Genomic DNA, 17,753 nt, shown 5'->3' with positions numbered 1-17,753 from the left:
CCGTGCTGTTGATCAGAAAACTTCGTCTGGGCCTGCACCTCGCGCGCGGTATGTTGACCGCGGCGATCCTGTTCCCGTTTTTGTCACAAGCGCAGAAGGACCGTCGCATTCGCGCGTGGTCGCAGAAGCTGCTGAAGCTGTGCGGCATGCGTCTCGAAGTCGAGCAGCATGCCCCGGTGCCGGAAAGTGGCGTGATGCTGCTGTGCAATCACGTCTCGTGGATCGACATCTTCGCGCTCAATGCGTGGCAACCGGTGCGCTTCGTCGCGAAGGCCGAGATTCGTCACTGGCCGCTGGTCGGCTGGCTGTGCGTGCAGACGCGCACGATCTTCCTGCAACGCGAGCGTCGTGCGGATGCGCGTCGCATCATGCACTACCTGTCCGATTGCCTGCGTGACGGCGACATCATCACGGTCTTCCCCGAAGGCACGACGACGGACGGCCGCAGCCTGTTGCCGTTCCACGCGAATTTGCTGCAAGCCCCGGTGTCGACGGGCAAGCCGGCGCAGCCGATGTGCCTGTTCTATACCGACGCGGCGAGCGGACGTCATACGATGGCGCCGGCGTACATCGGCGAGACGAGCCTGATCGAGTCCATCGACATGATTCTGAAGGCGCCGCCGATGACGGTACGCCTGTCGATCGGCGCACCGCAGTATCCGCAGGAGGGACAGCATCGCCGCGAGTTCACGCTGGGCGCACAGCAGGCAGTCGGTGCGGCGTTGCAGGGTTTCCTGCCCGAAGCGGTGCTGCCGGAGACGGGCGCTGTCGGGTCACGTACGTCGACGCTGGGCGACGAAGAAGACGACGCTGCGCGGGCGCTTCAGGTCTGAAATACAGCCGCACTCCGGCGATCACTCGCCTTTGCGTTTCGCGGCCTTCTCCAGCTTTTCCTGCTTTCGCGCCGCCTTGCCAAACTTGTCGAGCTTCTCGGCCTTGGCGGCCTTGAAGGCGTCTTCGGCCTTGTCGGCCGTCTTCATCTTGCTGCGTTTCTTGTCGCTCGACGCGAGCGGATCGCGGATCTGCGGGCAGTCGATCTGAATCAACTCCCGATCCGCAGGGGATGCCGTGAGTTTCACGGCCGTGAGCTTGCCGCCCCACACGCACCCCGTATCGAGTCCGAGCACGTTGTCGCGCATCACCAGTCCGAGGGCCGACCAGTGGCCAAAGACCATCGTGACGTTGGACGTGCGTCGGCCCGGCACATCGAACCACGGCTTCAGGGCGTCGGTGGCGGCGTCCGCGCCTTCCTTGATCTTGAAGTCGATGCGTCCGTCGGCACTGCAAAAGCGCATGCGCGTGAGCGCGTTGATCGTGAGACGCCGACGGTCTTCGTCGCTGAGGTCCGCCTGCCATTGATCCGGCTGGTTGCCGAACATACGCGAGAGAAACGTCTTCCAGTCCGGGCCGCGCAATTGCGTCTGCACATCGCGTGCGAGCGAGACGACTTGCTCGGCATCCCATTGCGGCAGCACCCCGGCGTGCACCATCAGGTGCCCGTGTGCGAAGTGTGCCAACGGTTGCCGGCGAACCCAGTCGATGAGAGCGTCGCGGTCGGGGGCGTTGAGAATGTCGTCGAGGGTATCGCTGCCGTGTGCTTGACGCACCCCGGCTGCGACCGCCAGCAGATGCAGATCGTGATTGCCGAGCACGGCGGTGACGCGCTCGCCCAGGGCGATGACCTGACGCAGCGTGTCGAGCGAGCGCGGGCCGCGATTGATGAGATCGCCGGCGAGCCAGAGATCTGCCTCCTGCGGCAGGCGCGCAAGCAGTTGTTCAAACGACGTTTGGCAACCTTGCAGGTCGCCGATGGCATAGATGTCACGCATCGCGTTGGTGGCGCTGTCTTGTCTGGTTGTCCCGATCAGGGGGGGGCGTGTGCCGCGCTCGCGCACCTTCGGTGCGTCGCCCCCGAGGTCGTTCATTTCTTGTAGATCAGCCAGCGCGGCGCTTTGAAGCGGACGATGCTCAGATACAGCCACACGTACGTCACCATGAAGGCGACGCAGCACAGTGCCAGCACCACGCTATGCCGCCAGAATACCGTCGCCGGGATCACTGCCAGCAAGCATAGCAGCCAAAGATAGGGAGAGGTCAAGGAATTGCGCTGGGTCAGCGCGCTGGCCGTGCGGGCGCCCGCAGCCCAGCGCATCAACCGCTTGTAGACGAGCATATGCAGATGCACGCCGTCGGGAATGCCGGGCGAAATGCCCCGGACAAAGCGCTTACGATAAATCGAGAAACAGACTTCGAACGCGGGATAGATCACCATCAGCGCGGGATACCACGGCGACACCTGCGGATTGCGCATGACCAGCAGAATGGCGATTTCCGCCAGCATGAAGCCGAGGAAATACGCACCGCCGTCTCCCAGGAAGATCAGCCCGCCGGGGAAGTTGAAGATGAAGAAGCCGAGGATGGCGCCGACCATGATCATCGACGTGGTGAGCACGATCGGGTCCTGCACCTGAAAGCCGACATACCCGAGCGAGGCGAACATGATCATCGCGACCATCGCTGCGAGGCCGTTGAAGCCGTCGATGATATTGACGGCGTTGGCCATGCCGGCCACACACAGCACGGTGAGCGGCACGGAGATCGCGGCCATGACCAGCGCCCGGTCGGCCATGCCGATGTCGACGCGGGTGATGTGGATGTCGAGCACCAGCCACGCCAGCAGGGCGGCGAACATCGTGCAGACCAGTCGGACCGTCGGCGTGACCTTCTTGGTCAGATCTTCGATGAAGCCGGACAGAAAGGCAGGCAGGCCGCAGGCCACGAGCAGAAGGATGTCACGCGACACCGTGGGGTATGACAGCCCGAGCGCGGTGGCCGAGACGAGCAGACCGGCGAGAATGCCCACGCCGCCGATGCGCGGCACAGGCCGCACGTGAAACTTCTGCACCCCGGCAACGTCGCTATCGCCGGAGAAGCGGGAGTGCACGTGCGCGTAGCGGACGATGAGCAGCGTCGCGACAAACGACACGACGAGGGCGATGGCGAGACTCAGCATTGAGAGGTGCGATAGCCGGTGGCCTGACTATCGAAAAGAGAATTCGGTAGACCGCTTACTTTTTGGTGAAAATCATCCAGCGCGGCGAACGGAAGCGCACGATTCGCTGATAAAGCCATACATAGGCCACGATGAACACCAGGCAGCAGGCCGCGAGCAGCCCGCTGTGACGCCAGAAAATCGTAGCCGGAAGTACTGCCGACAGACAGAGTACCCAGAGATACGGTGATGTCATTGAATTGCGGCGCGCCAGTTGCGCCGCCACCTTCGAACCTACCGCCCAGCGCAGCACCCGCTTGTAGATCAGCATGTGCAGATGAACACCATCGGGCATGCTGGGCGAGACACCGCGCACGAACCGACGACGGTAAATCGAGAAGCAGACTTCGAAAATTGGGTAAATCAACATCAGTGCCGGGTACCAGGGTGAAACCATCGGATTACGCATGACAAGCAAAATCGCGAGTTCTGCCAACATGAATCCGATGAAATAGGCGCCCCCATCTCCGAGGAAAATCAGGCCATTCGGATAATTAAGGATGAAGAAACCGAAAACGGCACCCGTCATTATCAGAGAAGCGGAAAGCACGACATCGTCGCCAACCTGAAATGCAACGTAGCCTAGCGAGACGAACATGAAAATACTGACCATTGCAGCCAGACCGTTAAACCCGTCGATGATGTTGACGGCATTGGTCATGGCAGCGGTGCAAATGACTGTCAGTGCGACCGAAATTGCCGGAATGGCGAGAAGCCGGTCAATCGGGCCGATATCGATTCGATTGATGTGAATGCCGAGTACCCAGTACGCGACGAGTGCAGACACCATCGCACAGATCAGGCGGGTCCGGGGCGAAACCCGTTTCGTGACGTCTTCGATGAATCCGCCGATAAACACAGGCGCAGCACTGGCGGCAAGCAGCAGAATTTCTCGCAGGCGGCCCGGATAATAAGAAGCGGCGAACGTGCCGGCCACGAGCAGGCCGAGCATAATGCCTAAACCGCCAATGCGAGGCACTGGATGCGAGTGGACCTTCTGAACCCCTTTCGTATCACTGTCGCTGGAGAAATGGGCATGCACATGGGCATACCGCACAATCAGCAGCGTGGTGATAAATGAAACTACCAATGCCAATGTCAGGTTCAGCATAGTACGGACAAGTTAACCGCGTTACTTAGTTTTTTATGGGCGAATGGCGCTCTCGCGTCATCTCCGTTTAAACGTGGGTAGGAAATGAAGGAGTTCCCCGATAAACTTCGCCAAGTATTCTGAAATACTCGGCGATGACCAATCGCTCGTCGAAATTTTGCGCTACTTTAGCACGCCCGGCCCCCCCGACCGCCGCTAATTCACATGACGGCATCTTGGCCACAAGCGCCATGCGCGCGCCCAACGCCGATGCATTCTGTGCCGGGACGACCCATCCGCTGGACGCTTCGTCGACGACTTCACGGCACCCCTGTACGTCCGTCGTGATGACCGGACGTCCCATCGCGCCGGCCTCCAGCAGGGTCCGGGACAACCCTTCGCGGTAAGACGGCAGCACGATACAGTGGGCTTGCGCGATGAATGGACGCACTTCCTGCGTGATGCCGAGATATTCGATAAGTCCCTCCTGCTCCCATTGCGCCACCTGCTCGCGCGAAATTGCCGTGGGGTTCTCGACGTCGGACGGCCCAAGAAGCTGGAAGCGCACATGGGGCATCGATGCCTTGATCGTCCGGGCCGCTTCGACGAACTCCAGCACCCCCTTGTCACGCAGCAGCCGGGCGATCAGCAAAAATCGGAAAGTGCCGTCCTCTTCCGGCCAGGGGGCGAGGGAAAAATGATCCAGATTGACGCCTTCTCCGGGCAACAACCGCGCTTTGCGGATATCGACCAGCCCCCCGCGCACCATGGCGTCGAAATCGGCGTCATTGAGCAGCCAGTTTTCGAGCGTATGCCGGAACGCATAGCGATATAGCAGACGTACGATGTGCGTAATCAGTGACTTATTGATGAACACCGTTCCCATGCCCGTCGTGATCGAGACTGAGGGAATCCCTGCCCAGTGCGCCGCCACGGCGCCGTAGATGTTCGGCTTGATCGTGTAATGAAAACAGACGGCAGGACGGATCCGGCGATAGAGACGGTAAAGGCGGAGCGTCAGCGCGATGTCTTGCAAGGGGTTCTGTCCCTTCGAGGCCATCGGCATGAGGTGAACGTGGCAGCCCATCTCGCGTAGCAGCGGGACGTAGTCGTCGTCGGGGGCGACGACGTGCACCGGATGTCCGTCGGCCAGCAAGGCCCGGATCGGGCCGCCGCGGAAGTTGTGGATCGACCAGAATGAGTTGGAGCAAAAGAGAACGGGTGCTTGCATAGCATTCAGCGGAGAGTTTCGCGCGGCGCGGCCAGGCGGGCGTATATATCCAGCCATTGCGCCACAATGGCGTCGAGGGAATAGCATGCAACGATGCGCTCGCGATTCGCGGCGCCGATTGCGCGGCTCTCGTCTACGGTATGGCTAAGGTGGCGAATCAGGGCGTTGCCAAGCGCCGAGGCATCGCCGATGGGCACTAGCGTGTTGTCCTGGATATCCCCGAGCAGTTCCCGTACACCGCCGCAGTCCGTGGAAACGACTGGCAAACACGTGGCCATAGCTTCGCCGATAACCAGCGGCAAACCCTCCCAGGCGGAAGACATGACGTACACGTCGGCCGCACACATCAATTGTGCAACGTCGTTGCGACGCCCCAGCAGTGAGACCGATCGCGCGAGCCCGCGGGTGTCGATCAGCGTCTGCACCGACGCCCGCGATGGCCCGTCACCTGCGATGAGTAGCCTGGCCTCGGGCATCAAGTCGAGCACGCGTTCAAAGGCCTTGACCAACGTTGGATAGTCCTTCGCTTCGGCGATCCGGCCTGCGGCGAAGACAATGGGCGTTGCGGCGTTGGCGTTGGCGTCGACATCGGTTTGCTTATGCCCTAGCAGCATTTCGCGCCAATGCGAGCGCACTTGCGCGTCCGGACGGTAACGCCGTGTGTCGATGCCGTTGGGCACGCTCACGATGCGTTCGGCGGGGGCTGCGCCTTGTGCGACGAACGCGGCGACGGCGTCGTCGCTGACGTTGGTCGTCAGGTCCGTCCACCGGTCGGTCAGCCGATAGGCCAGCATGCGGGCGCGACCGCCTTCGTTGCGGCTGTGCGCGCTGCTCACGAGCACGGGCATCCTGACGAACCATCGGGCCACGCGCGCCATCAGATTGGCGTGAACCATGTGCGCGTGCACGACATCGGGTTGCCATGCGCGCAGATAGGCCACGAACCGGAACATCGCGCCGAGCAGTGCGCCCGGCGATTTGCCCGCCTTGAGCTCGACGAGCGTGAAGCGCGGCGATTGCGGCAGCGCGATCGTGCACGGACCGGTCACGGAGATCAGCGTGACGTCGTGCCCACGAGCGAGAAAGCCGCGCGCGAGATCGGCGACCTGCGTCTCCGCGCCGCCGAGTTGCAGACCGGTCACGAACAGAACGATTTTCATCGCGCCTCCGCGAAGGGGCGTCCGGCGTCTTGCCACAAGGCTTCCCAGCGTGCCGCGATGGCATCTGCGCGGAAGTCCTGCGCGTGCGCGTATCCCGCCAGTCCCAGTCGACGGCGCAGTGCCGCGTCGCCCATCAACCGGTGCAGTGCGTCGGCCAGCGAGGGAATATCGCCGTCCTGCACGACGAGACTGTCGGTCTCGTGATGCAGCAGGGCGCGCGGTCCGGCATCGGCGGCATAGGCCACGATGGGCAGCGCATAGGCCTTCGCTTCGATCAGCACGAGGCCGAAGCTCTCGCGTCGCGACGGCAGGCAGTAGATCGATGCCGTCGCGTAGTGCTGCCCGATATCGGCCACGGCGGGCAACACCTGCACCGAGTCGGCAACGCCCGCGTCGCGCGCCTGCGTGAGCAGTGCGTCGCGCAGCGGGCCGTCGCCGACGATGCGTACTTGCCAGCCCGCCGCGTCGTGCGCGATACGCGCCCATGCGTCGATCAACCGGTCGAAACCCTTCTCCGGCACGAGACGACCGACAGCCAGCACGCAGCGTTCGTCGCCATGTTCGGGGGCGGCCTCCGGCATCGGGATGCCGAGGGGATTCGGGAGCGTGACGAATTGCGCGCGGGCGCGGGGATGATGCGCTTGCCAGGCATGGCGGTCGGCGTCGGTGAGCACGACGACGGCGTCGTAGCGACGCGCCGCGAGCGCACGCGCCCATCGACGGGCACGACGGCCGAGGTCGCTCGCGTAGGTGCTGTGTTCCCAGGCGATGCGTCGGATCGGCAGGCCGAACGTGGCCGGCACGGTGTAGAGCGCGAGCATCGGATCGACGTCCACCATGACCTCGACGCCATGCTCGCGCACATAGCGCCTGACCTGACACACGATCGACAGGTAGTGATGTTTGAACGCGACCCGCTCGGCAAACATCGCGTGGTGCGAAACGGCGGGCGATAGCGGGAAGACGGGCGCATTGCCCCACAGCGACAGCACGTGCACGCGATGTCCGCGCGCGGCGAGGGCATTGGCGAGCGTGGCGGTCGCGCGTTCTGCACCGGCAAAGGCCGCGAGCGTGCCGGTGAACAGGCAGAGGGTGCGGGTGCCGTCCGGCGACTTGAGCGAATCGATGGGTGTCATCGTGTCAGTCCCGTCGCAGGAGCCATACGCCGAGCACAAGTGCTGCGGCATAGCCCGCGCCATAGCCCAGCGCCCCGGCGAACGCGCCGAGCTGCGGCGCCAGGCTGCGCACGACCACGAACGCGACCACGGCGGCGCACAGCCATTTCGCGATGACCCATCGCCCGGCGCCGCGCCGGATGAGCGTGAGGTTCAGTGCGGCGTCGGCGAACACGAGAATCCCCATCAACGCAGAGACGCGCAGGATCTGCGCCGATTCGGCGAAGCCTGCACCATAGATCAGATGGACGATCCACGGCGCGAGCAAGGCGATCGGCACGGCCAGACTCGCCCCTGCGGCGACCATCAGCCATACGGCGCGCACGGTGTTACGGCGGGCCGTCGCGTTGTCCGTCGTCTGAAAGATGAGTTGCGGGGCGAGCGAATTCGCGATGATCGGCGCCACGAGCACGAAATTTTCCGTGATCTGCATGGCGGCGGCGTAGGCGCCGAGTTCGGCCAGCGGAATGATCGGTTTGAGCACGAGCTGATCGATGCGCTTGAACAGAATCATGAGCATCAACCCGCCCCAGAACGTGGCGCCGCTGGTGAGCAGTTCGAGCAGCAGCGAGCGACGCCAGACGATCGGCGTCTTCGGCGAATGCTTGAGGTAATAGCGTACGAGCAGCGCAGCGGCGACGACGGCCTCGACGGCGTAGACGACGGCGAAGGCCGTCACGTCCGCATGCGTGACGAACAGCACGCCGACGAGCGCGAGCTTCACGCCGAGACCGCAGAGGTTGGCCGTCACGCTGGGCCGGTTGAAGGTGCGCGCTTGCAGCCAGGCGATCACGATGCCCGAGGGTTCGCGGAACCAGAGGGCGACGCCGAGCCAGAGTGTTACGGCCACCAGATTCGATTCGGCGAATCCGACGACGTAAATCGTGAGGATCGTATAAGCGACCGCTGCGGCCGCCAGACGCAGCACGAACGCGTGCGCGATGACCGTGCGTTGTTCGCCTTCCGGTTTGCCGACAAGACGCGGTACCACGACTTCGCTGCCGCACAGCAACGTGAGCGAGGCCGCGAGGAAGACGAGCGATTGCGCGTACTGAAACAGGCCGAACTGTGCGGCGCCGAGACTGCGGGCGAGCAGGCCGGAGACCGCGATGCCGCCGGCGATCTGCGCGCCGCGCTCGGTCAGCATCCAGAGGATGTTGCGGAAGATGGTCCGGTACGTTCGGTAGGGCATGCGGCGCTCGCGCGTCTCACTCGTTCTCAAGATAAGCAAAACCGGCCTGGTGAGGCCGGTGCGGGGTGACACGAAACCGGGCTGTCGGGGCTTGTGCCATTCGTCGGATGACGACGCTTCAGGCGAATGTAGGCGCAGGCTGACAAGGGTTTGGGGAAATGCCGCAGTGCGGCGAAGTCCCGTATAATTTTAACGTAATGCAGCCGCTCCCGGCCGGGCTTCCCGCCGGGATTCGATGTTTGTGGCGTCCTTGCACGTCCTTGCATTTTTCGGGCTTTGCACTTTTCAAGCCAAAATCTCCCCCTCGTTTCCGAGAGACGCTTTCCCATGACGCAAACCACGCAAGTTTCGCCTGCGATTTTCAAGGCATACGACATTCGCGGCATCGTCGGCAAGACGCTGGATGCCAACGTCGCGCATCTGATCGGACGCGCCTTCGGCACCGCACTGCGTCGCGAGGGCGGCAATGCCGTCGTCGTCGGCCGCGACGGTCGCCTCTCTGGTCCGGAACTGGTCGGCGCATTGGCCGACGGCCTGCGCGCAGCGGGCGTCGATGTGGTCGATATCGGCGTCGTCGTCACGCCGATGGTGTATTTCGCGACGAACGTGACGCTGCATGGCCGCGTCGTCGACTCCGGCATCATGGTCACGGGCAGCCACAACCCCCCGGACTACAACGGTTTCAAGATGGTCCTGCGCGGCCGCGCCATCTATGGCGACGCGATTCAGGGCCTCGCCAAGCTGATCGAGGCACAGGACTTCGAGACCGGGCAGGGCACCTACACCGCTGACGAGATCGGCGAATCGTATCGCTCGCGTATCGCCAACGACGTGCATCTGGCGCGTCCGATGAAGATCGTCGTGGACTGCGGCAATGGTGTCGCAGGCGCCTACGCACCCGCGCTGTTCCACGCGCTCGGCTGTGAAGTCATCGAACTGTTCTGCGACGTCGACGGCACCTTCCCGAATCACCATCCGGACCCGGCCCATCCGGAAAACCTTCAGGACCTGATTCGCACGCTGCAAACGACGGACGCGGAAATCGGTCTGGCGTTCGACGGCGACGGCGATCGTCTCGGCGTGGTCACCAAGGACGGCCAGATCATCTATCCGGACCGCCAGTTGATGCTCTTCGCCGCCGAGGTGCTGAGCCGCAATCCGGGCGAGAAAATCATCTACGACGTGAAGTGCACGCGTAATCTCGCGAGCTGGGTGCGGCAGCATGGCGGCGAGCCGCTCATGTGGAAGACGGGCCACTCGCTGGTCAAGGCCAAGCTCAAGGAAACCGGCGCACCGCTAGCAGGTGAGATGAGCGGCCACGTGTTCTTCAAGGACCGTTGGTACGGTTTCGACGACGGCCTGTACACGGGCGCACGTCTGCTCGAAATCCTGTCGAAGTCGGCCGATCCGAGCGCAGTGCTCAACGCCCTGCCGAATTCGATCTCGACGCCGGAGTTGCAGATTCCGCTGGCCGAAGGCGAGAACTTCGCGCTGATCGACAAGCTGCGCGAGACGGCCAAATTCGAGGGCGCACAGGACGTCGTCAAGATCGATGGCGTGCGTGTCGAGTACCCTGACGGTTTCGGACTGGCGCGTTCGTCGAACACCACGCCAGTCGTCGTGCTGCGTTTCGAGGCCGACAGCGATGCGGCGATCAAGCGCATTCAGGACGATTTCCGCCGCGCCATCCTGGCCGTCAAGCCGGACGCCAAGCTGCCGTTCTGAGGCCGTCCGCCGGACGACGAGGACAATCATGATCGGCAGGCCGGGTCGGGGTAAAATCGCGGTTTTGCTCACGAGGCCCGGCCGAACCGCCGGGGCGTTCGGTTGCAGGTTCTGATCGTCAAAGTCTCGTCGCTCGGCGACGTCGTCCATAACATGCCCGTGGTGCAGGACATCCTGCGCCAGTACCCCGATGCCCAGATCGACTGGGTCGTGGAAGAGGGATTCGTCGACCTCGTCAAACTCGTGCGCGGTGTGCGCCGGGTCATTCCCTTTGCCCTACGCCGCTGGCGCAAACAGCCGTTCGCCGCGCGTACCTGGCAGGAAATCGGCACATTTCGCCGTGCCCTGCGCGAAACCCCTTACGACTACGTGATCGACACGCAAGGTCTGGTCAAGACCGGCTGGATCGCGCGCACCGCACGCGGCGCCGTCTGGGGACTGGGTAATCGCACCGAAGGCGCCAGTTACGAGTGGCCGGTGCGGTATCTGTACCAGCATATGGTGCGCATCGAACCGCACACGCACGTGGTCACGCGCTCGCGTTTGCTCGTGGCGCAGGCGCTGGGCTTCAAGGTGCCGGGCGAGATCGACTTCGGCATTGCGACCGAGCGGGCGGACCACAGCCAGTGCCCCGATCGTCCGTATGCGGTGTTCGTGCACGCGACGTCGCGCGACGACAAGACCTGGCCGGAAGACGACTGGATCGCGCTGGGACGCGATCTGGCGTCACAGGGTTTCCTGATCGTGCTGCCGTGGGGCAGCGCCGCCGAGCGTGACGTGTCGCTGCGACTGGCGGCGGCGCTGGGCGATGCGGCGTGGGTGCCGCCGAAGATGAACCTGTCGCAGGTCGTCGGCCTCATCGATCGCGGGGCGATCACCGTTGGTGTGGATACCGGTTTGGTACATATTGCCGCAGCGCTGAACCGTCCCACCATCGAGCTATACAATTTCAGCACCGCGTGGCGTACCGGGGGATTCTGGTCGCCGCGCATCGTCAATCTCGGCGACGCCGAACACAAGCCGACGCTCGCGCAAGTGCGCGATGCCGTGCGCGAGCTGGCGCCATCGCTTGCGCCGGTAACGGCTGGCGCCGCCGCGTCCGAGGAGGACTGACTCGCATGAATCCACACGTGAATACGGAAAACGAGGCTCGCCCGGCGGTTGCCACCGATGAGGGCAGCCAGATCGTGACCGTGGCGTCCGGCGACTGGCAGGGCGGACAACTGCCGGTCTCGCGCGAGGCGCTGGTCGCCGATGTCGAAGCGGGCAAGGTGTTGTACTTTCCGCATCTGGCCTTCGCGCTCGACGCCGCCGGGCAACGTCTGCTCGACCCGGCCATTGCCGACCCGAAGCGCAAGAATATCAGTCTGGATCCGAAGACCGACGTGCTCGTGGGTGTGGCCGCCGACGACGCCACACAGCGTGCCGTGCACGCACTGGTCAAGCGCTACTACACGCAGGCGTGCAGTCTGATCGACGGGTTGATGCCGGAGTATCGCGGCAAGCTGCGCGCGGCACCGACGAGCCTGCGCCTGCATCAGGTCGAGACGCGTCAGACGTCGTGGCGCAAGGACGACAGCCGTCTGCATGTCGATGCCTTCCCGTCGCGGCCGAATTACGGTGAGCGCATTCTGCGCGTGTTCACCAACATCAATCCGGCCGGGCAACCGCGCGTGTGGCGTGTGGGCGAGCCGTTCGAGGATGTGGCGAAGCGCTTCTTGCCGAAGGTCCCGACGCAATGGCCGGGTTCGGCGTGGCTGCAAAATGCCGTGGGCATCACCAAGCGTCCGCGCAGTGGTTACGACCACATCATGCTGCATCTGCACGACGGCATGAAGGCCGATATGGAGTATCAGCGCGACGCTGGTCAGCAGACCATGCCGTTCCCGCCGGGTAGCGTGTGGATCTGCTTCTCGGACCAGACGTCGCACGCCGTGATGTCGGGGCAGTTCATGATGGAGCAGACCTTCTTCCTGCCGGCCGAAGCGATGGTGCATCCTGAATGCTCGCCGCTGGCTGTCCTGCAACGTCTCACGCATCGGGCGCTGATCTGAATGTTGCTGCGTCTCGTCTATCGCGCGCTCTGGTGGATCGTCGCACCGCTGGCGGTGATTCGTCTGTGGTGGCGCGGCCGCTTCGAGCCAGGCTATCGCCGTCACATCGGGGAGCGCTTCGGCTTCTACCGCACGCCGCCCTACACCGGCCGACCGCTCATCTGGGTGCACGCCGTCTCTGTCGGTGAGACGCGCGCCGCGCAGCCGCTCATCGACGCGCTGCTCGAACGCTATCCTGCGCACGGCGTGCTGCTCACGCACATGACGCCGACGGGCCGCGCCACAGGCGAGAGCCTGTTCGGCGATCGCGTGCTGCGTTGCTATCTGCCCTACGACATGGTCGGTCCGATCCGGCGTTTCCTGAAGCACTGGCGGCCGAGCGTGGGTGTCGTGATGGAGACGGAAGTCTGGCCGAATCTCATCTTCACGTGTCAGGAAGACGGCGTACCGCTGGTGCTGACCAATGCCCGCATGTCGGCGCGTTCGTTTCGCCGTGCCGCGCGCTTTGGCGGAGCGGCGCGACCTGTCTTCGGCGGGTTCAGCCGCGTGCTGGCGCAAAGCGATGCCGATGCCGAACGCCTGCGCATGCTGGGGGCGAGCGACGTCGACGTGATGGGCAACCTCAAGTTCGACATGACGCCGCCGCCCGCGCTGCTCGCGTTGGGCGCGCGCTGGCGCGAACGCTTCGGCGAGCGCAAGGTGTGGCTCGCGGCCAGTACGCGTGACGGCGAGGAAGCGCTCGTGCTTCAGGCGCGCGCGATGCTCTCCGCAGCTTCCGACGTGGGTCGCCGTTCGTTGCTGGTGCTGGTGCCCCGTCACCCGCAGCGGTTCGACGAAGTGGCCGCAATGCTGGAGAAGGTGCGTCTGAACTATGTGCGACGCAGTGTCTGGCCGGACGACGACACGCCGTTGCCCGCCGATGTCGATGTCGTGCTTGGCGATTCGATGGGCGAGATGGCGGCTTACTTCTCGGCGGTCGACGTGGCGTTCATCGGCGGCAGTCTGCTGCCGTTGGGCGGTCAGAACCTGATCGAAGCCTGTGCGGCGGGAACCCCCGTCGTCTTCGGTCCGCACATGTTCAATTTCACGCAAGCCAGCGACAATGCGCTGGCGGCAGGGGCGGCACGCCGGGTGAGCGATGCCGGCGAGCTCGCGTCGACCATCGCCGAATTGCTGATCCACGACGACAAGCGACTCGCGATGCGTACGGCGGCGTTGTTGTTCGCGAAGCAGCATCAGGGGGCGACGGCGCGCACCGTCACCGCACTCGGACGCTGGCTCGATACCGCACGCATCGTCGTGCCGCAGGAGTGATGCCTTGCCGACGCCACATCGGGCGTCGGCGCATCAAAAAAGCCTCGCATGCCGCAATGGCGATGCGAGGCTTTTTTGTCGGCGTGCGGATGACGGGGAGAGCGTCGCCGGGCCAGTGCGACCGTCAGCGGCGCAGCGGTGCTGTCGTCCCGGGGCGCACGCCGCGTTCCGGCAATCCCGCACCGGCGTTGGCTGGTGTCGCCTCGCCACGCGCGCCTGCCATGGCGGCGGAGGCGTCCGGGTTCTCCGTGAGCAGCGCGTTGAGCAACTGCAAATCGGTATCCACGAGCGTGGCGGCGCTGGCCTTCAGTTGCAGACTGGAGAGCAGCGTGCTGTAGCGTGCCTTGGCGAGATCGCGTCGGGTGGTGAACAGTTTGTCTTCGGCGTTGAGCACGTCGGCGTTGATACGAATGCCGACCTGATAGCCGAGCTTGTTCGACGCGACTGACGATTGCGCCGATTGCTCGGCCGCTTCCAGCGCCTTGACCTGCGCCAGCCCGCTCGACACGCCGAGATACGACGTGCGTGCACCGAGCACGGCGAGCCGTCGCGCATCGTCCAGATCACTCTGCGCCTTGTCTTCGAGCGCGAGCGTCTGGCGCATCTTGCTCTGCACCGAGCCGCCCGAGAAGATCGGGATACTGATCTGAATGCCGATCTGCCCGGCAGAACTCGGCCCCGTTCCCTGACTCGACGGACTCGACATCGCGGAAGTGAGCAGGCTGTTGGCGTTACCGACGTTCGAGTGCGCGCCGGCCGCGACCAGATCGACCGACGGCATGTAGCCCGACTTGGCTTTGGACGTCTCGCGTCGCGCAATCTCCAGCGTGAGCGCTTGCAACTGCACGCCGTAATTGGACTGCTCGGCCTGCGTGACCCAGTCGGCGACGTTGTTCGGTTCGGGCGACGGCAGCGTGGAACCTGCGCGCAACGTGGCGAGCGAGCCGACCTGATGCCCCACGATGCGAGCGAACGCCGCGCGGCGTACGTCGAGCGTATTCTGCGCGGCGATTTCCTGCGCGGTGGCCTGATCGAAGCTCGCCTGTGCTTCGTTGGCGTCGACGATGGTCGCGTTGCCGACTTCAAAGTTGCGCTTCGCGGACGCCAGTTGCTCGGCAATGGCCTGCTTGTGCGTGCCGGCGAGCGCGAGATCGTCCTGTGCGGCGAGCACGTCGAAGTAGGCAGTCGCCACGCGCAGAATCAGATCCTGCTGCGCTTGTGCGAATGCCGCTTCGGCGCTCGCGACCGTCAGCTTTCCTTGCTGATACGACTGCCAGCTATCCCAGTGGAAGAGGGGCTGCGTCAACGCCAGACTGTAGCCGCTGCTGCCAAATGTGTTCGAGATGTTGCCCGAGCCGTAGTGCGTATTGACGGACCCCCAGCGCGCGGTGACTTGCGGCAGCAGGGCGGCACGCGCTTGCGGCAACGCTTCGAGGTTGGCGAGGTAGGCCGACCGAGCGCTGGCAATCAGGGCGTCGCGATTTTGCGCTTCGCTGTAGAGATGGAGCAGGTCGGTGGCGCCGGCGGGTGCGGCGTGGCCCATGAACGCAATGAAGGCCGAGAACGCCATCGTGCAGACGACGGCGCTCGCAGAACGGGTGCGCAAGGCAGGCGCATGGCTGGCCGCGCGCTGTCGCGCGGCAAACCTCGGGGGGCGCACGGCCCTGGCTCAGTAGGTCGGCATCGACGGATCGACCTGGCGAGCCCAGGCATCGATACCGCCGTCCAGATTGAACAGTTGAGAAAAGCCTTGTTGTTCCAGAAACATTGCGGCGCGGGCGCTGCGCATGCCGTGATGGCAGATGCACACGATGGGCGCGTCGGCGTCCAGTTCGCTCAGACGGGCGGGCACGTCGCCGAGCGGCACGTTCTTGCTCTGGGCGATGTGGCAGGTCTGCACTTCCCAGTCCTCACGCACGTCGAGGAGCGTGGGTTGGCCGCGTTCCCCATCCGCGAGCCACTGGGCCAATTGCGCCGGTGTAATGTTTTGCATGATGTTCTACGTGTGACGAATCGATGGCGTCCGGTTCTCGTTCGCTCGTACTTTCGTCCCCAAACGAAGGTACGCGGAACCGGTCCGCTCGCGGCATCCGGGGGCGTGCAGTCCGTGAACGAACCGCCCGCCTGCCCGGTCGCCGGGCTTAGAACTTGAAGCTCGACGGATGCGGCGCGACCAGATAGGTCACTTGCGTCTCGAACAGGTTGTCAGTGCGGTATTCGGTCTCGGACACGCGCGTGATCAGCAACGCTTCCATGACCGGGCTGCCGCCGATGAATGCGGCCAGACGGCCCCCGACCTTCAACTGGTTCAGGAACGCTTGCGGCAGTTCGGGCAGCGCGCCGGAGATGGCGATCACGTCGTACGGTGCGGCAGCGCTCCAGCCCTGCGCGCCGTCGGCGTTGACGACTTCCACGTTGGTCACGCCATTGGCGCGCAGCGTCTGCTGGGCGGTCTGTGCGAGGTTTGCGTCGAATTCGACGGTCGTGACGTGATGCGCGTTATACGCCAGCAGCGCGGCCATGTAGCCCGAGCCCGTGCCGATTTCGAGCACATTCTCGTTCTTCTTCGGCGCGAGCGCTTGCAGAATGCGGGCTTCCACGCGCGGGAACAACATATGCTGGCTTTCGTTGGGAATCGCGGCGCCCGGGAGCGGCAGTTCCACATCCGTGAACGCGATCTCGCGCAGTGCCGCCGGCACGAAATCTTCGCGCTTGACGACTTCCAGCAGCTTGAGCACTTCCTGGTCGAGCACGTCCCAGGGACGGATCTGCTGCTCGATCATGTTAAAGCGGGCCTGTTCGTAATTCATTTCGATTACTCGTGGGTAGTATGGCAAACGAGGCAAACACAACCCGGCATTTTACCAGTTCCGGGCGGCGGTCATGTTGATGCGTGAACTTTTGCCGCAATTCGGAACGATTGCGGGGGAATCTGTTGGTCAACCAACGACGATGACGTGACGGTCTGACTCAGGCGGCAGGCTCGGGCAGGGGCGGCACTTCAATCGTCACTCCCGGCGTCCCATCGGGTGCAACACCGCGTGAATCCTCGGCGGCACAGCGGGCGACGCACTGCAAATAAGCACCGCACATCGTCGCCATCTGGTCGGCGATCTGGCGGGAAAGCGTCTCATGGCAGGTGCCGGCCGGCGCACGATTTTCCAGAATCGCCTTGATCGGGCCGGTCATCGAGTTCAGAAAGACGAAGGCGACCGTCTCGGGATCGTCGAAACGCGCGTTATGGGCTGTCCGGAGCATGCCGACGACCGCCGCGTGCATACGCGCCGCCGCATGCGAAAACACCTCGCGTCCGTCCAGATCCTCGGAAAGCCGGTACAACGCCTGCGCTTCCTCGATATCGCGCATCTTGGCGCCGACGTACGCCGTCGCCAGCTCGCGCGCCATCACGTCCAGCGCCTGGCCGTGCGCGCCCTGACACGTCTGCTCGACCGTCTCGACGATCCGGTCGATGTGGCGCTCCAGCACGGCGTACAGCAGCACCTGCTTGTTCTGGAAGTACTGATACAGGGTGCCCACGGACACGCCCGCACGCTCGGCAACGCGCGTCGTGGTCAGTTGACGCCCGCCATCGAGCAGCAAAACCTGAAGCGCGGCTTCGAAAATGGCGTCGATGGTGACGCGCGAACGCGCCTGCTGCGGTGATTTACGGGGCGTTGCGGGGGATCGGCCGGCCGGTTTCATATGCGAATAGAAAATCTGAAGGATTCTTCATAAACTCGATGCTAACAAATTTGCGTGC

Annotated in this window: 16 protein-coding genes; 5 read left to right on the top strand and 11 right to left on the bottom strand. The window is 64.0% G+C overall.

The annotated features are described in order from the left end of the window. Positions 1 to 2: 2 nt before the first annotated feature. A complete protein-coding gene (locus PCA20602_RS02675; protein ID WP_150719834.1) occupies positions 3 to 833 on the top strand; it encodes a lysophospholipid acyltransferase family protein in 831 nt (276 codons plus the stop codon). Positions 834 to 854: 21 nt separating this feature from the next. Here PCA20602_RS02675 and PCA20602_RS02670 read toward each other — a convergent pair whose 3' ends face one another. From PCA20602_RS02670 to PCA20602_RS02640, 7 genes are all read right to left on the bottom strand, one after another. Beyond that, complete coding sequence (locus PCA20602_RS02670; protein WP_343031973.1) at positions 855 to 1,925, bottom strand: symmetrical bis(5'-nucleosyl)-tetraphosphatase; 1,071 nt, start codon at positions 1,923 to 1,925, stop codon at positions 855 to 857. Beyond that, complete coding sequence (locus tag PCA20602_RS02665; protein WP_069342523.1) at positions 1,922 to 3,013, bottom strand: MraY family glycosyltransferase; 1,092 nt, start codon at positions 3,011 to 3,013, stop codon at positions 1,922 to 1,924. Before PCA20602_RS02665 ends, PCA20602_RS02670 begins: the two co-directional genes overlap by 4 nt. Positions 3,014 to 3,068: 55 nt before the next feature. Next, positions 3,069 to 4,163 carry an MraY family glycosyltransferase gene (locus PCA20602_RS02660; protein ID WP_150719833.1) on the bottom strand — a complete coding sequence of 365 codons (1,095 nt, stop codon included), beginning with the start codon at positions 4,161 to 4,163 and terminating at the stop codon, positions 3,069 to 3,071. A gap of 67 nt (positions 4,164 to 4,230) precedes the next feature. Beyond that, positions 4,231 to 5,373, bottom strand: a complete 1,143-nt coding sequence (locus tag PCA20602_RS02655) for a glycosyltransferase family 4 protein (protein WP_246181988.1) — start codon at positions 5,371 to 5,373, stop codon at positions 4,231 to 4,233. Between the two features lie 5 nt (positions 5,374 to 5,378). Further along, positions 5,379 to 6,533 (bottom strand): glycosyltransferase, encoded by a 1,155-nt coding sequence (locus tag PCA20602_RS02650; RefSeq protein ID WP_150719832.1) that lies wholly within the window; start codon positions 6,531 to 6,533, stop codon positions 5,379 to 5,381. Then, the gene (locus tag PCA20602_RS02645) at positions 6,530 to 7,669 is read right to left on the bottom strand and encodes a glycosyltransferase family 4 protein (protein WP_150719831.1); all 1,140 of its coding nucleotides are present in this window, start codon (positions 7,667 to 7,669) and stop codon (positions 6,530 to 6,532) included. The genes PCA20602_RS02650 and PCA20602_RS02645 overlap by 4 nt, the downstream gene beginning before the upstream one ends. A gap of 4 nt (positions 7,670 to 7,673) precedes the next feature. Beyond that, positions 7,674 to 8,900, bottom strand: a complete 1,227-nt coding sequence (locus PCA20602_RS02640) for an oligosaccharide flippase family protein (RefSeq protein ID WP_150719830.1) — start codon at positions 8,898 to 8,900, stop codon at positions 7,674 to 7,676. 327 nt (positions 8,901 to 9,227) lie between these two features. Between PCA20602_RS02640 and PCA20602_RS02635 the strand changes: the two genes are divergently transcribed. The 4 genes from PCA20602_RS02635 (at position 9,228) to waaA (ending at position 13,993) form a co-directional block, all read left to right on the top strand. Continuing rightward, a complete protein-coding gene (locus PCA20602_RS02635; RefSeq protein WP_150719829.1) occupies positions 9,228 to 10,625 on the top strand; it encodes a phosphomannomutase/phosphoglucomutase in 1,398 nt (465 codons plus the stop codon). A gap of 153 nt (positions 10,626 to 10,778) precedes the next feature. Then, complete coding sequence (gene waaC, locus PCA20602_RS02630) at positions 10,779 to 11,738, top strand: lipopolysaccharide heptosyltransferase I (protein WP_246182008.1); 960 nt, start codon at positions 10,779 to 10,781, stop codon at positions 11,736 to 11,738. 5 nt (positions 11,739 to 11,743) lie between these two features. Then, complete coding sequence (gene kdoO, locus PCA20602_RS02625) at positions 11,744 to 12,679, top strand: Kdo hydroxylase KdoO (protein ID WP_150719827.1); 936 nt, start codon at positions 11,744 to 11,746, stop codon at positions 12,677 to 12,679. A gap of 3 nt (positions 12,680 to 12,682) precedes the next feature. Then, complete coding sequence (waaA, locus tag PCA20602_RS02620; protein WP_174980766.1) at positions 12,683 to 13,993, top strand: lipid IV(A) 3-deoxy-D-manno-octulosonic acid transferase; 1,311 nt, start codon at positions 12,683 to 12,685, stop codon at positions 13,991 to 13,993. A 124-nt stretch (positions 13,994 to 14,117) separates the two neighbouring features. Here the strand turns inward: waaA and PCA20602_RS02615 are convergent, their stop codons facing one another. The 4 genes from PCA20602_RS02615 to PCA20602_RS02600 form a co-directional block, all read right to left on the bottom strand. Further along, positions 14,118 to 15,599 (bottom strand): TolC family outer membrane protein, encoded by a 1,482-nt coding sequence (locus tag PCA20602_RS02615; protein WP_246181987.1) that lies wholly within the window; start codon positions 15,597 to 15,599, stop codon positions 14,118 to 14,120. 63 nt (positions 15,600 to 15,662) lie between these two features. Further along, the gene (locus PCA20602_RS02610; protein WP_150719825.1) at positions 15,663 to 15,986 is read right to left on the bottom strand and encodes a rhodanese-like domain-containing protein; all 324 of its coding nucleotides are present in this window, start codon (positions 15,984 to 15,986) and stop codon (positions 15,663 to 15,665) included. Positions 15,987 to 16,134: 148 nt separating this feature from the next. Then, positions 16,135 to 16,803: a protein-L-isoaspartate O-methyltransferase family protein gene (locus tag PCA20602_RS02605; RefSeq protein WP_150719824.1), complete on the bottom strand. Its 669-nt coding sequence runs from the start codon at positions 16,801 to 16,803 to the stop codon at positions 16,135 to 16,137. A 160-nt stretch (positions 16,804 to 16,963) separates the two neighbouring features. Next, positions 16,964 to 17,695, bottom strand: a complete 732-nt coding sequence (locus tag PCA20602_RS02600) for a TetR/AcrR family transcriptional regulator (RefSeq protein WP_150719823.1) — start codon at positions 17,693 to 17,695, stop codon at positions 16,964 to 16,966. Positions 17,696 to 17,753 lie beyond the last annotated feature (58 nt).

Origin of the sequence: Pandoraea capi (genome assembly GCF_902459735.1) — a bacterium.
Classification (GTDB): Bacteria; Pseudomonadota; Gammaproteobacteria; order Burkholderiales; family Burkholderiaceae; genus Pandoraea; species Pandoraea capi.
Note: the sequence above shows the minus strand (reverse complement) of the source record. Positions and strands in the feature narration are given on the sequence as shown.

Coding starts and splice junctions, on each gene's coding strand:
- PCA20602_RS02670 (WP_343031973.1), bottom strand. CDS start 1,925: ATGAACGACCTCGGGGGCGACGCACCGAAGGTGCGCGAGCGCGGCACA.
- PCA20602_RS02665 (WP_069342523.1), bottom strand. CDS start 3,013: ATGCTGAGTCTCGCCATCGCCCTCGTCGTGTCGTTTGTCGCGACGCTG.
- PCA20602_RS02660 (WP_150719833.1), bottom strand. CDS start 4,163: ATGCTGAACCTGACATTGGCATTGGTAGTTTCATTTATCACCACGCTG.
- PCA20602_RS02655 (WP_246181988.1), bottom strand. CDS start 5,373: ATGCAAGCACCCGTTCTCTTTTGCTCCAACTCATTCTGGTCGATCCAC.
- PCA20602_RS02650 (WP_150719832.1), bottom strand. CDS start 6,533: ATGAAAATCGTTCTGTTCGTGACCGGTCTGCAACTCGGCGGCGCGGAG.
- PCA20602_RS02645 (WP_150719831.1), bottom strand. CDS start 7,669: ATGACACCCATCGATTCGCTCAAGTCGCCGGACGGCACCCGCACCCTC.
- PCA20602_RS02640 (WP_150719830.1), bottom strand. CDS start 8,900: ATGCCCTACCGAACGTACCGGACCATCTTCCGCAACATCCTCTGGATG.
- PCA20602_RS02635 (WP_150719829.1), top strand. CDS start 9,228: ATGACGCAAACCACGCAAGTTTCGCCTGCGATTTTCAAGGCATACGAC.
- waaC (WP_246182008.1), top strand. CDS start 10,779: ATGCCCGTGGTGCAGGACATCCTGCGCCAGTACCCCGATGCCCAGATC.
- kdoO (WP_150719827.1), top strand. CDS start 11,744: ATGAATCCACACGTGAATACGGAAAACGAGGCTCGCCCGGCGGTTGCC.
- PCA20602_RS02610 (WP_150719825.1), bottom strand. CDS start 15,986: ATGCAAAACATTACACCGGCGCAATTGGCCCAGTGGCTCGCGGATGGG.
- PCA20602_RS02605 (WP_150719824.1), bottom strand. CDS start 16,803: ATGAATTACGAACAGGCCCGCTTTAACATGATCGAGCAGCAGATCCGT.
- PCA20602_RS02600 (WP_150719823.1), bottom strand. CDS start 17,695: ATGAAACCGGCCGGCCGATCCCCCGCAACGCCCCGTAAATCACCGCAG.